This is a genomic window from Achromobacter sp. GbtcB20 (genome assembly GCF_019091095.1).
Taxonomy (GTDB): domain Bacteria; phylum Pseudomonadota; class Gammaproteobacteria; order Burkholderiales; family Burkholderiaceae_B; genus Achromobacter; species Achromobacter mucicolens.
This window is the reverse complement of sequence record NZ_JAGXJZ010000047.1, coordinates 1-12,984: the sequence shown is the minus strand read 5'-3', so window position 1 is coordinate 12,984 and position 12,984 is coordinate 1. Positions and strand designations below refer to the sequence as shown.

12 protein-coding genes and 3 pseudogenes are annotated in these 12,984 nt (G+C 60.5%); 9 read left to right on the top strand and 6 right to left on the bottom strand.

All coding sequences use genetic code 11. The annotated features are described in order from the left end of the window. Positions 1-91: 91 nt before the first annotated feature. The 4 genes from KVT32_RS27490 to KVT32_RS27475 are packed head-to-tail and all read right to left on the bottom strand — an operon-like array spanning position 92 to position 4,376. A complete protein-coding gene (locus KVT32_RS27490) occupies positions 92-1,030 on the bottom strand; it encodes an acetyl/propionyl/methylcrotonyl-CoA carboxylase subunit alpha (RefSeq protein ID WP_254637036.1) in 939 nt (312 codons plus the stop codon). A gap of 3 nt (positions 1,031-1,033) precedes the next feature. Next, complete coding sequence (locus KVT32_RS27485) at positions 1,034-2,638, bottom strand: carboxyl transferase domain-containing protein (RefSeq protein ID WP_217619121.1); 1,605 nt, start codon at positions 2,636-2,638, stop codon at positions 1,034-1,036. Between the two features lie 32 nt (positions 2,639-2,670). Next, the gene (locus KVT32_RS27480) at positions 2,671-2,988 is read right to left on the bottom strand and encodes a hypothetical protein (protein ID WP_012248146.1); all 318 of its coding nucleotides are present in this window, start codon (positions 2,986-2,988) and stop codon (positions 2,671-2,673) included. A gap of 11 nt (positions 2,989-2,999) precedes the next feature. Beyond that, complete coding sequence (locus tag KVT32_RS27475) at positions 3,000-4,376, bottom strand: acyclic terpene utilization AtuA family protein (RefSeq protein ID WP_152385622.1); 1,377 nt, start codon at positions 4,374-4,376, stop codon at positions 3,000-3,002. A 334-nt stretch (positions 4,377-4,710) separates the two neighbouring features. Between KVT32_RS27475 and KVT32_RS27470 the strand changes: the two genes are divergently transcribed. From KVT32_RS27470 to KVT32_RS27450, 5 genes and pseudogenes are all read left to right on the top strand, one after another. Continuing rightward, positions 4,711-5,469 (top strand): hypothetical protein, encoded by a 759-nt coding sequence (locus KVT32_RS27470; protein ID WP_152385621.1) that lies wholly within the window; start codon positions 4,711-4,713, stop codon positions 5,467-5,469. A 387-nt stretch (positions 5,470-5,856) separates the two neighbouring features. Beyond that, positions 5,857-6,225 carry a transposase gene (locus KVT32_RS32695; RefSeq protein ID WP_193725385.1) on the top strand — a complete coding sequence of 123 codons (369 nt, stop codon included), beginning with the start codon at positions 5,857-5,859 and terminating at the stop codon, positions 6,223-6,225. Further along, positions 6,222-6,566: an IS66 family insertion sequence element accessory protein TnpB gene (tnpB, locus tag KVT32_RS27460; protein WP_152385619.1), complete on the top strand. Its 345-nt coding sequence runs from the start codon at positions 6,222-6,224 to the stop codon at positions 6,564-6,566. Before KVT32_RS32695 ends, tnpB begins: the two co-directional genes overlap by 4 nt. A 56-nt stretch (positions 6,567-6,622) precedes the next feature. Next, positions 6,623-8,142 (top strand): annotated as a pseudogene (locus tag KVT32_RS27455) (IS66 family transposase). Beyond that, positions 8,142-8,399 (top strand): hypothetical protein, encoded by a 258-nt coding sequence (locus KVT32_RS27450; RefSeq protein ID WP_152385618.1) that lies wholly within the window; start codon positions 8,142-8,144, stop codon positions 8,397-8,399. The pseudogene KVT32_RS27455 and the gene KVT32_RS27450 overlap by 1 nt, the downstream one beginning before the upstream one ends. Before the next feature lie 406 nt (positions 8,400-8,805). Here the strand turns inward: KVT32_RS27450 and KVT32_RS32245 are convergent. Together KVT32_RS32245 and KVT32_RS27445 are read right to left on the bottom strand one after the other, a co-directional pair. Next, a pseudogene (locus tag KVT32_RS32245) lies at positions 8,806-9,009 on the bottom strand (IS3 family transposase); the annotation flags it as partial. 200 nt (positions 9,010-9,209) lie between these two features. Further along, complete coding sequence (locus KVT32_RS27445) at positions 9,210-10,124, bottom strand: LysR family transcriptional regulator (RefSeq protein ID WP_152385617.1); 915 nt, start codon at positions 10,122-10,124, stop codon at positions 9,210-9,212. 149 nt (positions 10,125-10,273) lie between these two features. On the opposite strand from KVT32_RS27445, the gene KVT32_RS27440 reads away from it, so the two are divergent. The 4 genes and pseudogenes from KVT32_RS27440 to KVT32_RS27430 all read left to right on the top strand — a co-directional run. Continuing rightward, positions 10,274-11,017, top strand: a complete 744-nt coding sequence (locus tag KVT32_RS27440; RefSeq protein ID WP_217619120.1) for an SDR family oxidoreductase — start codon at positions 10,274-10,276, stop codon at positions 11,015-11,017. Positions 11,018-11,235: 218 nt separating this feature from the next. Then, entirely contained in the window at positions 11,236-12,225 is a 990-nt protein-coding gene (locus tag KVT32_RS27435) for a zinc-dependent alcohol dehydrogenase family protein (protein WP_152385783.1), read from the top strand. Positions 12,226-12,393: 168 nt separating this feature from the next. Next, a pseudogene (locus tag KVT32_RS32240) lies at positions 12,394-12,543 on the top strand (recombination factor protein RarA); the annotation flags it as partial. A 53-nt stretch (positions 12,544-12,596) separates the two neighbouring features. Beyond that, a partial coding sequence (locus tag KVT32_RS27430) for a Na+/H+ antiporter NhaA (RefSeq protein WP_217619119.1) occupies positions 12,597-12,984 on the top strand: 388 nt, incomplete at its 3' end.

Here is a 12,984-nt window from a genome sequence, read left to right as displayed (position 1 = left end):
GGTCTTCCGCGTAGACTCTCGCTTCGATAGCGTGGCCGTGGCAGGCGATGTCGGACTGCGCCAGCGGCAGGGACTGGCCCGCCGCCACGCGCTACTGCCATTCAACGAGATCCAGCCCGGTTACCGCCTCTGTGACAGGATGCTCTACCTGCAGGCGGGTATTCACCTCCAGGAAGTAGCAGTTGAAGTCCCGGTCCATGATGAACTCGAAGGTGCCGGCGTTGCGATAGTCCAGGCTGCGCGCGCCCTGCACCGCCGCCTCCAGCAGTCGTTGACGCGCGCGCTCCGGCAGGTGCGGCGCAGGCGCCTCCTCCATGACCTTCTGGTGTCGGCGCTGCAACGAGCATTCCCGCTCGAACAGGTGCACTACATTCCCGCAGCCATCGCCGAACACCTGTACTTCAATGTGGCGCGGCTCCTCGATGTACCGCTCCACGATCATCCGGCCGTCGCCGAAATTGCTGCGGGCGACACGGATGGCCGACTCAATGAGCCCAGGCAGGTCGTCGTATTGGGTAATTATCTGCATGCCCTTGCCCCCGCCGCCGGCGGAGGGTTTGAGCAAAATAGGCAGTTCAATGGCGCGCGCCAACGCCTCTATGGTGGCGGGATTGTCGCTGGCCTCGTCGGTGCCGGGCACGACCGGCACTCCAGCCGCGCGCATGAGCGCCTTTGCCCGCGCCTTGTCTCCCAACGCCGCAATAGTGGCGGGCGACGGTCCGATGAACGCCATGCCCGCGGCCTCCACGTTCGCCGCGAACTCGCTGTTCTCGGACAGGAAACCGTAGCCGGGATGCACTGCCTCGCAATCTGTTTCGCGCGCAGCCTGGAGCAGCTTCCCGGCATTTAAATAACTGTCCGCTGCAGACCCCGCGCCCAGGCAAACGGTCCGAATGGCGCCGCGCAGATGCGCAGCGCCAACGTCAGCTAGGGAATGCACCGCAACGTATTCGATGCCCAGCCGTTGGCAGGTGCGCGCGATGCGGCGAGCGATCTCCCCCCGGTTCGCAATAAGGATTCTCTTGAACATGGGCTACATCCTGAACACGCCGAAGCGCGTGGGTTCCTTCGGTCCGGCGGCTGCGAGCGCCAAGCCAAGCCTCAGCCAGTCGCGGGTGTCGGCGGGTTCAATCACGCTATCTACCCACAAGCGGGATGCTGCGTTCAGGGCGGTGCTTTCGGCACCATAGGTATCGCGGATAGGCGCCTTGTAGGCCTCTGCCTCTTCGGCGCTGAATTCCTTGCCCTGACGGGCCAGTTGCTCGCCGCGCACCAGCGCCAGCACCGTGGCGGCTTGTTCCCCGCCCATCACAGAGGTCCTGGCATTGGGCCACATGGCCATGAACCGGGGTCCGAATGCTCGTCCGCACATGGCATACGCGCCCGCTCCGTAACTGCCGCCGACAATGACGCTGAACTTGGGCACCCGGGCCGTGGAAACCGCGTTGACCATCTTCGCCCCGTCCTTCGCTATACCGCCCTGCTCGTACTGCACTCCCACCATGAAGCCACTGATGTTGTGCAGAAATACGAGCGGGATGTTTTCCTGGCAGCACAGTTCGATGAAGTTGGCTGCTTTCTGGGCACTCTGGCCAAGAAGAACGCCGTCGTTGGCGAGCACGCCCACCGGATAACCGCCAATGGCGCCGGTGCCGCAAATAAGGCTGGTGCCATAGCGTTCGCGGTACTGCACCAGTTCGCTGCCGTCCAGCAGGCGCGCCAACACGTCCAGCATAGGCATTGCCTGCTTGGGATTGGCGGGAATGAGTCCGGGCAATTCCGCCGCTTCGTAGCGGGGAGGCCGGCACGGACGGGGCGGCGGCGCCAGTGCCGGGGCCTCGCAGCGTCCAAGAATGGCGCGCACCAGTTCGAGTGCGTGCAACTCATCGTTCGCGAAATGGTCGGCCACGCCGGACAGGCGGGTGTGCGTGTCCGCACCCCCAAGCTCCTGGGCGTCAACCAATTCGCCGGTAGCGGCCTGCACCAGCTGCGGTCCACCCAGGTAGATCATGCCCGCCTTGTCGACGATCACGGTTTCGTCACACATCGCTGGGATATAGGCGCCCCCGGCAGTGCAAGCGCCCAGCACCGCCGCAACTTGTTTAAGCCCAAGGGCCGACATCTCGGCGATATTGCGAAAGATCTTGCCGAAGTGCTGCTCGTCCGGAAATATGTCGCCCTGCAAAGGCAGAAAGGCACCTCCCGAATCCACCAGATAGACGCAGGGCAAGCCGTTCTCACGTGCAATGGCCTGGGCGCGCACCTGCTTCTTGATGGTCAGCGGGTAATACGTTCCACCCTTGGCCGTCGCATCGTTGGCCATGATCATGCAGGCCCGGCCGGACACAATGCCGACACCAGTAATGATCCCGGCTCCCGGCGACTGGCCATCGTACGCGCCATCGGCAGCTAACTGGCCGACCTCCAGGAACGGCGTGCCGGCATCCAGCAGCGTATTGATACGCTCGCGCGGTAACAGCTTTCCGCGCGCCAGATGCGCTTGGCGCGCGCGTTCGCCGCCGCCAGCAATCGCCCGTTCTCTTGCAGCGAGCAGCGGCGCGCGCAATGCTTCATACGCCGCCGAATTCGCGGCGAAGTCCGGGCTGCCCGGCCCGGGGCGGGAAGAAAGAATAGCCATTTGTTGAATACCGTCGGTGGGATTACAGGGATTCAGCTCGGATCACGCACGGGCAGGCGCAAAAGCGCATGCCCCAGCGATTTTCCCGTCTGATCCAACCGCAAGGTGCGCGTTGCCCCGCCTCCCAGCGCATGACGCATGATCACCATCATGGCACCGATGTTGTCCATGGGGTGGCACTCCACCTCGCCCTGGACCCAATCGCCGTAAAGCGCCTTGACGTCGGCGGGCTTTACGCTCGCGAGCAGTTGCGCGTACTCATGCTGTCCTCGAGCCACCAGTCCCACGCTGCACACGTCCCCCTTGTCACCGGAGCGCACATAGGCGATGTCTTTCACTTGAAGCGTCATCAGAGCCCTCCTTAGGCCTTCAGGATTTCGGTTTTCTGTTCGACGGCGGCCCGCGGGATCAGGGTCGGCCACAGGGAGATGACGGGGCGCGGCTTCATTGGGGTGCCGAAGGACGTGCCGCCCGGGCCCATAATCCAGAGGTTCGTGCCCGCGCGGCGCACCTTGTCGGCCTCTTCGGCCGTGCGTGTACGCACCGCGCAACGCAGCCCGACTTCGGGCAGCTCGTTGGCCTGTTCGCGCCCCGGGAAGGTGGCGGCGGGACCGTGCAAGGTGTTGAGTCCAACAAAATCGAAGTGAATCTGCTCGGCGGCCAGTCCCATGCGCTCGAAACGTTCGAGCATGGTTTCGCGCGCCTTTACGGCGCGGTCATAGGCGTATGGCCATGGGAAAAACGCCATGGTCTCGCCGATCCAGCCGTCTTGGTAACCGACCACCAGCTTCCACAGGTCGGGCGCTGCCTCACCGCGCACGCCACTGACGCGTACGCGGTCCTCTCCCTCATCGATCAGTTTCAGGGAAGTGAAGTCTGCCACGGCGTCGGGCATAAGATAGCGGCGCGGATCGCCCACCTCGTAGACCAGATGCTCCTTGATCGTCCATTCATCTACACGGCCGCCAGTGCCCGACAGCTTGGTGACGATGGCCTCGGCATCCGCGCCCACTTCAAGAATGGGAAATCCTGCTCGCCCCATGTGCGGCATCTCCGCGAACCGGGAAGACATCCCGCCCGAGCAGCCTGCCGCGCATTCGACGATGTGGCCCAGTGTCACCGCAGCAGCGTAACGGTCGATGTGTGCGGTGTCGCGGCGCCAACCAAACTCGTGGGCGAGCGGGCCGACGTAAAGCGCGTTGTCCGACACACGTCCGGCGATCACCACATCCGCGTCGCCTTCCAGACCCGCGGTGATGCCCGAACTGTCGGTATAGACATTGGCGCAAACGACGCGGTTGCGGATGGCCGCGAAGTTTTCGTCGCCGGTATCCATATTGCGGAGTGGCACCCCCTGCCCCATCAGGTCGTCGAGCTTGTCCAGCATGTCGTCGCCTTCAATCAGCGCGATGCGCGTGCCAGCAAGTCCCGCTTGGCGCGCGCCTTCGGCGATGCGCTGTGCCGCAGCTCTAGGATTCACCCCGCCACCGTTGGAAATCAATTTCGTTCCTACTGCGGTAGCGCGGGGCAAAAGATTAATCATGGTCTGAACCGCATCCGGCACGTAGCCCGCATCCGGCCGTTTCAGCTTCTGCCGCTGCAGTAGCGCCATCGTCAATTCGGCCAAGTAGTCGAAGCACAGGTAATCCAGATTGCCTCGCTCCAACAGCTCTTGTGCCGGATCTTGAGCGTCACCCCAAAATCCCGAGCCCGCACCAAGCCTTACACGTTTGGCCATGCCCAGCCTCCTATTTCCGTTTCTCTAATTTCGTTTTAATCATTTGAATTTCATTTTAAATGCCGATGTTGAAGGTCGTCAAGCGCTGAACAGGGTTGCGCCTTGAAAGTGCCCGTGGATCATTTGAAGGAGTGAAGTCGCGATGTGCCGGCGACCGTCGTTCCGTGTACAGGATCTCAATGGCCGACTGGGGGGCTCGCGACGATGAACGACTAATGGGTGGGTCAACGGGTCGGCATAACGCTCGAACCGATAGGCGCAATGTATGGACTCACACCGGAGCCCCTCGACACGCTAGTCTCAACTAGACTCTTTCCATCCAACGGGAGGTCACATGGACGAGAGCGTCGTAGCGGCTATTCAGGAACTGGCGAATGCCCTGGCCGGACTGGGAAGCTGGCAGCAGCAACTGGTGTCGATGACGGTCCTGCTAGTTGTCGCCGCTGCCGGTTCTTTCTTTGGTGCCTATCTCAAGACCCGAGCAACGAACGCAGCGATGTCGGACGATCTGGACGACATCAAGAGGCAGCTGCGCGAAACTACGGATACGACCGAGACGATCCGTTCGCAAATTAGCAAGCGCGGGGAGCTTCACAGCTTGCGAATTAAGAAACTGGAAGAGTTGATGGTCCTGTTTTTAGAGGCGCAACGCGTTTACAGCGAACATATCGACATCATGAAGAGAGGTGAAAGCCCAGCGCGCTTGGAGCAGGATCCGATGGACCACATTGTCATGCTCTCAAAGTTCTACTTCCCAGAACTAAGTTTTGAATTGCCCAATTTTTGTCACAAGTGGTGGATCTTCTTAGGGCACACCCGGGCAGATCTGAGCACGATCCTCGCGTATGACGATCCTCACACACGGCAGGAGGCGCTATTCGAATGGTCTCAAATCGTCAAGAAGCCACTTCTCGGGGAGAAAGACGCTAAGCGCGCATCGCGCACGGCTGAAGCGCTGCTGGTCGAGACCATGAAGAAGCTCCTGAATGAACAAACCGAGGCTCAAAAGCAAGCGGACACCCGGCCTGATGACTTCAACCTGCACCAACGGCGCACAACGGGAAAAGTTCCAACACGCGCGAGCAGAGCTTAACGTGGCCTACTCCCTCTCGCGCACGGCGCTGAGACGACACCCGCACCCGACAAAAAGATCCACTTTTTCACAAAATTCTGGGCCAAATTTTTTTTTGAATACTTATCGTCCATTCGCTTTTTATGCACAGGCTTTATGTCCAATGGCTGGAAGTAAGTTTTCCCAACTTCCCCTGATGTTTGATGTGAATGCTTTGTCGTATCGGTAAAATTTAGGTCCACCCACTGGCTTCTAGGTCCATTTTAGGAATGACTTTCTGCGCACGTAGCCCGTCAAAGGTAAGCGTCCGGCCAATGCCGTCTTCCGTCCAGCGTAGCTGTAGCTGACGATCGCCCCTCGGAGGGGGCACCCAAATTTGTGCCCACATTTGCATTCATGGACATAAATTTGGACCAACGCCCGCATCGCGGCCCGCGCGGGCCATACCGCCGCCATTCGATCGATTTCAAGCGCACCGTCGTCGAACAGTCGCTGCAACCGGGCGCCTCCGTGTCGCGTCTCGCGCGCCAGCACGACATCAACGCCAACCAGATCTTCGCGTGGCGCAAGGCCTACCAGGAAGGTCGCCTGGGGGGAGCTGCGTTTGTGCCGATCATCCTCGCCGACACCAGCGATGAGGACCCGCCCGAGATGCTCGATACCCCAGCGGCCGCGTTCGGTCGGCTGACGATCGAGCGCAAGGGCGCACGGCTGACTGTCGAAGGACGTCCCGACGCCCAGATGCTTGCGCAGGTTCTTGCGGTGCTGCTGCGATGATCGTCCCGCCCGCTGGCACGCGGATCTGGATCGCGGCCGGCATCACCGACATGCGGCGCGGCTTCGATGGGCTCGCCGCGCTCGTTCAGACGCAACTCCAGACCGACCCCTTCAGCGGTCATATCTTCGTGTTCCGGGGCCGGCGCGGAGACCAGATCGAGGTGCTGCGGTGGGATGGCGACGGGTTGTGCCTGTTTGCCAAGCGGCTCGAACACGGCAAGTTCGTCTGGCCCCAGGTCGCGCACGGGAGCGTGGCGTTGACGCCGGCGCAGTTGTCGATGCTGCTCGAAGGCATCGACTGGCGACGTCCGGTCAGAACGGCACCGAACCGGGCTGCATAGCGGCGGATAGGCGCCTTTTAGCAGCATTTGGCCGCATGCTCCAGTATCATGTCGCCATGCTGAACACTCCTGTTTCCGCCCCCGATGAAGTCATCGCCCTACGGGCGAAGGTGAGCGAACAGGCCGCTGAGATCGAGCACCTGAAGCTGGTGATCGCCAAGCTGCGCCGCATGCAGTTCGGTCGCAGCTCCGAACAGATGAACGAGCTGCTCGGCCAGCTCGAGCTCTCGCTCGAGGACCTTGAGACCCTGCGTGCGGAGACCCCGGCCGAAGCGGCCGCGCCAGCCGATACGCGCGAGGCGCCCCCGCCCCGCAAACCGCTCCCCGATCATCTGCCACGCGAGACACAGGAGCACCTGCCGTCGGCGTGCGACTGCCCAGCCTGTGGCGCCTCGCTCAAGAAGCTGGGCGAGACCGTGAGCGAGATGCTCGAGTACGTGCCGGCGAGCTTCCGGGTGATCCGTCATGTGCGCCCGAAGTTCGCCTGCAGCCGCTGCGACACGATCGTGCAGGCGAACGCGCCCGCACGGCCGATCGCCCGGGGGCTGGCCGGCGCCGGGCTCTTGGCCCATGTGCTGGTCGCAAAGTATTGCGATCACCTGCCGCTGTACCGCCAGAGCACCATCTATGCCCGCGAGGGCGTCGAGCTCGAGCGCTCGACGCTCGCTGACTGGGTGGGGCAATGCAATGCGCTGCTGCGCCCGTTGGTCGAGGCGCTGCGCAAGCATGTGCTCTCGGCCACCAAGCTGCACGCTGACGACACGCCCGTGCCGGTGCTCTCGCCGGGCGAGGGCCAGACGCGGACCGGTCGGCTGTGGACCTACGTGCGTGACGACCGCCCCGCAGGCGACGCGACGCCGCCGGCCGTGTGGTTCGCCTACTCGCCCAATCGCCGGGGCGAGCACCCGCAACGCCACCTCGCGCCCTTCAAGGGCGTGCTGCAGGCCGATGCCTTTGCCGGATTCGCGCCGCTCTATCTGGGCGGCACCATCCAGGAAGCTGCCTGCTGGGCGCATGTGCGGCGCAAGTTCTACGACCTGCACAAGGCGCAGGCCTCGCCCCTGGCGGCCGAGGCGCTCAAGCAGATCGGCATGCTGTACGCGGTGGAAGAGTCTGTTCGCGGCAAACCGCCCGAGCTGCGCCGGGCCGAGCGGCAAGCGCGCGCCGGCCCCGTCTTGGTTGCGTTACGCGCCTGGCTCGACGTCACCCTCAAGCAACTCTCGCAGAAATCGGCACTGGCCGAGGCGATCCGCTATGCGCTCGCCCGCTGGGACGCGCTCGTGCGCTACAGCAACGACGGGCGCATCGAGATCGACAACAACGCTGCCGAACGGGCGCTGCGTACGGTCGCCCTGGGGAGGAAGAATTACCTCTTCGCGGGCTCTGACGCCGGGGCGAGCGCGCGGCGGCAATCTACAGCCTGATCGGCACGGCCAAGCTCAACGGTCTCGACCCCGAGGCCTACCTGCGTCATGTGATCGGGCGCATCGCCGAGCATCCGGTCAATCGTGTCGATGAGCTGTTGCCGTGGAAGGTCGAGCTGAAGGTGCTGGCTCCAGAGCAGAAGGCCGCTTGATGAAGCATCCCGCCGCCGACCCGCTCGCAGCGCTCAAGAACGTGGACTGGCTGATCTCGAATGGTGGCCAGATCGCGCTCGGCGCCGTCGGGTCGGTAGAGTGTGCCGCCGTCGCGAGTGACGAGAGTAACTGCCTGGCGATGCTACAGCGCCGCGACGGTGAGTCCCTCTACCAGCTGCTGACTCGCCTCGATGCCGCCATCGCCCGTGCATGGGATGAGGGCGAGTTCACCGACGAGATCAACCCGGACTGCTGAATCACTTGCAAGACGGCGATCTTCGGACGCTTACCCTTGGTGGGCTTGATGCCCATGAAATGCCCATGCCGCCAAACGTGGGTGCGGATGCTGGCGGACTTGTAGCCGATGCGTTGCGCAAGGGCCGCGGTTTGAATTGCTTGCTGCATTGCATGCACTCCTGTCTATAGGGCGCATGCACTTTGATTGCTCAGAATCCCGGATTTGGAAAGGTCGGAAAGCCGGGGTGAAAGCCGGGCTATGCGCCCTTTTTGTATTCCCTTCGATACTCCGGCAGTCGCTTGCTAAGCGACTTCAGGACAGTCCGGGATAGCTCACCGCTGCTGTTCTCCCACTGGATTTCGTTGCCGGCTCTGCCCATTACAATCCCGGTTGCGTCCTTTGTAGCCAAGTAATCGAAAATGGCTGATGCGGGGAAAAGCGTATCCGTTACCCAGGCGCGATTCGGTGCCACCACAGTGAATCGCCGTTCCAGAAGATTGGGCGCCAGTGGCAGCGCATGGTTCGAATTCGTCGTCGCCTTGAATTTACGCTTCTGCTTGCAACGCAATCCAAGTTGGGTGCGAATCCGTGTCGCGGGGCAACGCTGTATCGGAGTCTGAGGGCGGTGTAGTGGCGACTATCAGCGGGTGCAAAGTGGCTACTGAGCATTGCTTACCGATCAGCCAAGGGGGCGGGTGTTCCGGATGGGCTCCCAGCCTTTTGGCGTCTCGCCCGTGAGTTAGAGCCTGATTCGAGCGTCAAGTCCTGGCCGTTATGGATAGCTGTTCATAACGGCCAAAAGCGGACGATTGCTGGCAGGTATTCAAGCTATGTCGCCAGGCCCTGGGGAAATAGCTTGGGGTTTGAGAAAGCCTGCTTAAGGTGGTCGTACACCAATCGCACCCGCTTCGATACAGGACCCTGCTGCGGGCGGTATATGAACAGATCCCATGGCGCTGGAGCGAGATCAGCCAAAACAGCAACCAGCTTTCCTGTCCGCAGATGAGGCTCAGCCAGATAGGCAGGAATTTGGCCAAAACACATGCCTGCCAGGGTGGCTTCCAATTCCGTATCTGGATCATCACAGATAAGAGCTGGCTGCCTGGGCGTGAACGTTTGCCCGTCGGCAAATAGCCAAGGCCAAGGGCGGCCATTTTTCCGGTCGATCAGGACTGAAAGTGGCAGCTTAGCTAAGGCATCCAAAGATTTAGGTGGTGTCTTTTGGCCTATGAGAGACGGGCACGCGACAACGTAAAACGGCACGGGAGCTAAGGCACGTGCAACGTAGCGCCGGTCGCGAATAACCCCCACCCTGATACCAATATCGATATGCGCCTCAACAGCATCAGTCATCTGATCTTCCAAGCGGAGATCGAATTGCAGGTCAGGATGTGCAGCGGCCAGGGGCTGAAGAAACGGTATTAGGAAGCGCCTGCCAATAGCATGTGGAGCCGTAATCCCCACCCTGCCTGACAGCTCAGGCTCCGTCCTGTGCGAACGGAATAGCGTATCGAAATGATCCAGAGCTGACCTGGCATCTTTGGCGTAATCCTGACCGAAAGCAGTGATGCTCACCTGGCGGGTATTGCGGTGGAACAGTGATTCGCCAAGCTCAGTTTCCAGGGCTTTAATGGCTCGAGTCACCCCTTGTGGGGAGATGCCTAATCGAGTTGCCGCTTCGCGGAAGCTACCTACCTCTGCTGCTGCGCAAAAAATCCTAACCATCTCCGTGCGGTTAAGCATGTTGCCCCTCCCAGTTATTCCATTTTCAGGAATAGTATAATCCAATCATTCCCATTTATTGAGATCAATCATGGGTCTATAGTTTGCGCACTGCCAGGTTAACCAGCCATGGCGAAGCGAAGTACAAACCCACCGATGAGGTTCTCAGCATGAGCAATAACATTTCTGGAAAAGTTGTCGTTATCACCGGTGCCAGCAGCGGCCTGGGTGAGGCTACTGCACGCCACCTTGCTGCGCTTGGCGCTCGCGTAGTGCTGGCTGCACGTCGCAAAGATAAACTCGACGCACTGGTGGTTGAGCTGACCAATGCAGGTGGTCAGGCAATCGCGTATCAGACCGATGTTACCTCTCAGGAAGAGGTCAAAACGCTCATTCAAGGTGCCGTGGACACCTACGGTCGCATTGATGTACTGGTCAACAATGCCGGACTGATGGCGATTGCACCGCTCAGCGATGCTCGCACTGACGAGTGGGATCGCATGATCGACATCAACATCAAGGGTCTGCTGTACGGAGTCGCGGCTGCATTGCCAGTCTTCCAGAAACAAAACAGTGGTCACTTCATCAACATTGCATCGGTTGCAGGCCTGAAGGTGTTCAGCCCAGGTGGCACCGTGTACAGCGGCACCAAGTTTGCTGTGCGGGCTATCTCGGAAGGACTGCGTCACGAAGTCGGCGGCAGCATCCGCACCACGACTATCGAACCGGGCGCCGTGGACTCCGAACTGAAATTCGGCAGCTCCCACAAACAGAGCCGCGATTTCGTGGTGGACTTCTACAAGCACGCAATTCCCGCCGAATCCGTCGCTCGAGCTATCGCCTTCGCAATTGAGCAGCCTGCTGACGTGGATATTAACGAGATCGTTCTGCGCCCAACCGTGCAGGAATTCTAATGAGTTGAGGGCCTGTCTCTTCGGCGTCAGGCCCCGCTTATCTGGAGTGAAAAGCTGCGAGCAACGCAACTGAATCGCTGTTGAGCATGGTCACTGCTGCTGATGGCTTTTGCCTGCGGGATGATCAAGCAGCGTTATGGCGGAGGGGGATCCCCCTCGGGGAACTTGAACAAACGAACCCCTCAACGTCGAGGCCCATTGATAAACGAGTATCTATGATGGCACGCATTGTCAGAATTCATGAATACGGTGACGCCAGCGTTCTGAAGCTGGAAGATCTGGAAGTATCGGCACCAGCAGCAAACGAGGTGCAAATTAGTGTTAAAGCCATTGGCTTGAACCGAGCCGAAGTGATGTTCCGCAATCACGCATACCTACAAGAAGCGGAGTTCCCCAGCCGCTTAGGCTACGAGGCCGCAGGCATTGTAACGGCAGTTGGGAGCGACGTAACCGAGATCACGATTGGTGACTCGGTCGCTCTGATCCCACCTCTGGATATTGCTCGCTGGGGCACCTACGGCGAGTTGGCCAATGTACCGGCCCACCTGGTGGTAAAGAGCCCTGAGAACTTGTCCTTTGAAGAGGCTGCGGCGTCTTGGATGCAGTACGTCACCGCCTGGGGGGCATTGATTGAACAGGCGAAGCTACGGCCGGGCGATTTTGTCATCGTTACCGCCGCGTCAAGCAGTGTTGGCTTGGCCGCCTTCCAAATGGCTCGTATGGTCGGCGCCACATCGATTGCGATCACTCGAACTCACGCGAAGAAGCAAGCCCTACTTGATGCAGGCGCTGCGCATGTCATCGTCAGCGATGAAGAGGATATCGTCGAGCGTGTTATGACGATAACTGCCGGTCAAGGCGCTCGCGTTGTATTCGATCCTGTAGGCGGGCCGTTCTTGGAACCTCTCACGCAGAGCATGGCGCGGGGCGGAATTTTGCTGGAGTACGGCGCACTTAGCTCTGAACCGACACCATTCCCACTGTTTACCGTGCTGGGCAAAAGCCTGACTTTGAAGGGCTATCTCTACGCAGAGATTGTGGCCGACCTTGAAGCCCTAGAGAGAGCGAAGGCTTTTATTCTGCAAGGGTTGAAGTCCGGTACGTTGCGCCCGATCATCGCAAAGACATTCGCACTTAGCGACATCCAGGATGCCCATCGTTTCCTTGAAGCCAATCAGCAGATCGGCAAGATCGTGGTAACTGTCTGACCAGCAATTATGGGGCTGAGAGCGTAATCCTTCGGCCCCGATTCAAGCCAGCCCTGATGACCGCTATTGGCCGATTCTGTGTATCCGTCCGGCCAACACACCTTCCTGGCCCCGACGCCAAAGGCGATGGTGTCCACCTGATTTAAGTGGACACCATTTCTAGCCTTTTATGCCGCTGGGCAAACCTATCTTCCCGAGGGCGTGGCGCGGCCGGGTTGGTATCAGCCAACGGACAGAGGTGTTGAGCGCAGGCCGGGAGAAAGACTCGCTTGGCTGCGCTCGCTCGATGATGAGACGCCGCCAGAGGCGGACACCTGATCGGTCCATCCGAAACCGGCCCATCGTGATCTCACAAACTACAGGATAAGCACATGCCAGCCTCTTCTTTCGGTGAATCCTCGGCGCATATCAGACGCAGACGCGTTGCCCACTATCTACGCACGGAGTCTGGCGCTGCGGTGCTGCTGGTGATCGTCACGGTTGTGGCGCTCGTGTGGGCGAACTCGCCGCTATCCAACGCCTATTTCGAGTTGTGGCACCTAGACGTGGGGTTCAACTTCGGGCCACTGCGCCTACACATGGATCTGCATCACTGGGTCAACGACGGCCTGATGGTCGTCTTCTTCTTCCTGATCGGCCTGGAGGTGCGTCAGGAATTCGCCCACGGGTCGCTCAGGGACCGCAGCCGTGCCCGTCTCGCTCTGATCGCGGGGGTCGCGGGTGTCGTGCTTCCCGCGCTGGTGTATGTCCTGATCGTGG

Coding starts and splice junctions, on each gene's coding strand:
- KVT32_RS27490 (WP_254637036.1), bottom strand. CDS start 1,030: ATGTTCAAGAGAATCCTTATTGCGAACCGGGGGGAGATCGCTCGCCGC.
- KVT32_RS27485 (WP_217619121.1), bottom strand. CDS start 2,638: ATGGCTATTCTTTCTTCCCGCCCCGGGCCGGGCAGCCCGGACTTCGCC.
- KVT32_RS27480 (WP_012248146.1), bottom strand. CDS start 2,988: ATGACGCTTCAAGTGAAAGACATCGCCTATGTGCGCTCCGGTGACAAG.
- KVT32_RS27475 (WP_152385622.1), bottom strand. CDS start 4,376: ATGGCCAAACGTGTAAGGCTTGGTGCGGGCTCGGGATTTTGGGGTGAC.
- KVT32_RS27470 (WP_152385621.1), top strand. CDS start 4,711: ATGGACGAGAGCGTCGTAGCGGCTATTCAGGAACTGGCGAATGCCCTG.
- tnpB (WP_152385619.1), top strand. CDS start 6,222: ATGATCGTCCCGCCCGCTGGCACGCGGATCTGGATCGCGGCCGGCATC.
- KVT32_RS27450 (WP_152385618.1), top strand. CDS start 8,142: ATGAAGCATCCCGCCGCCGACCCGCTCGCAGCGCTCAAGAACGTGGAC.
- KVT32_RS27445 (WP_152385617.1), bottom strand. CDS start 10,124: ATGCTTAACCGCACGGAGATGGTTAGGATTTTTTGCGCAGCAGCAGAG.
- KVT32_RS27440 (WP_217619120.1), top strand. CDS start 10,274: ATGAGCAATAACATTTCTGGAAAAGTTGTCGTTATCACCGGTGCCAGC.
- KVT32_RS27435 (WP_152385783.1), top strand. CDS start 11,236: ATGGCACGCATTGTCAGAATTCATGAATACGGTGACGCCAGCGTTCTG.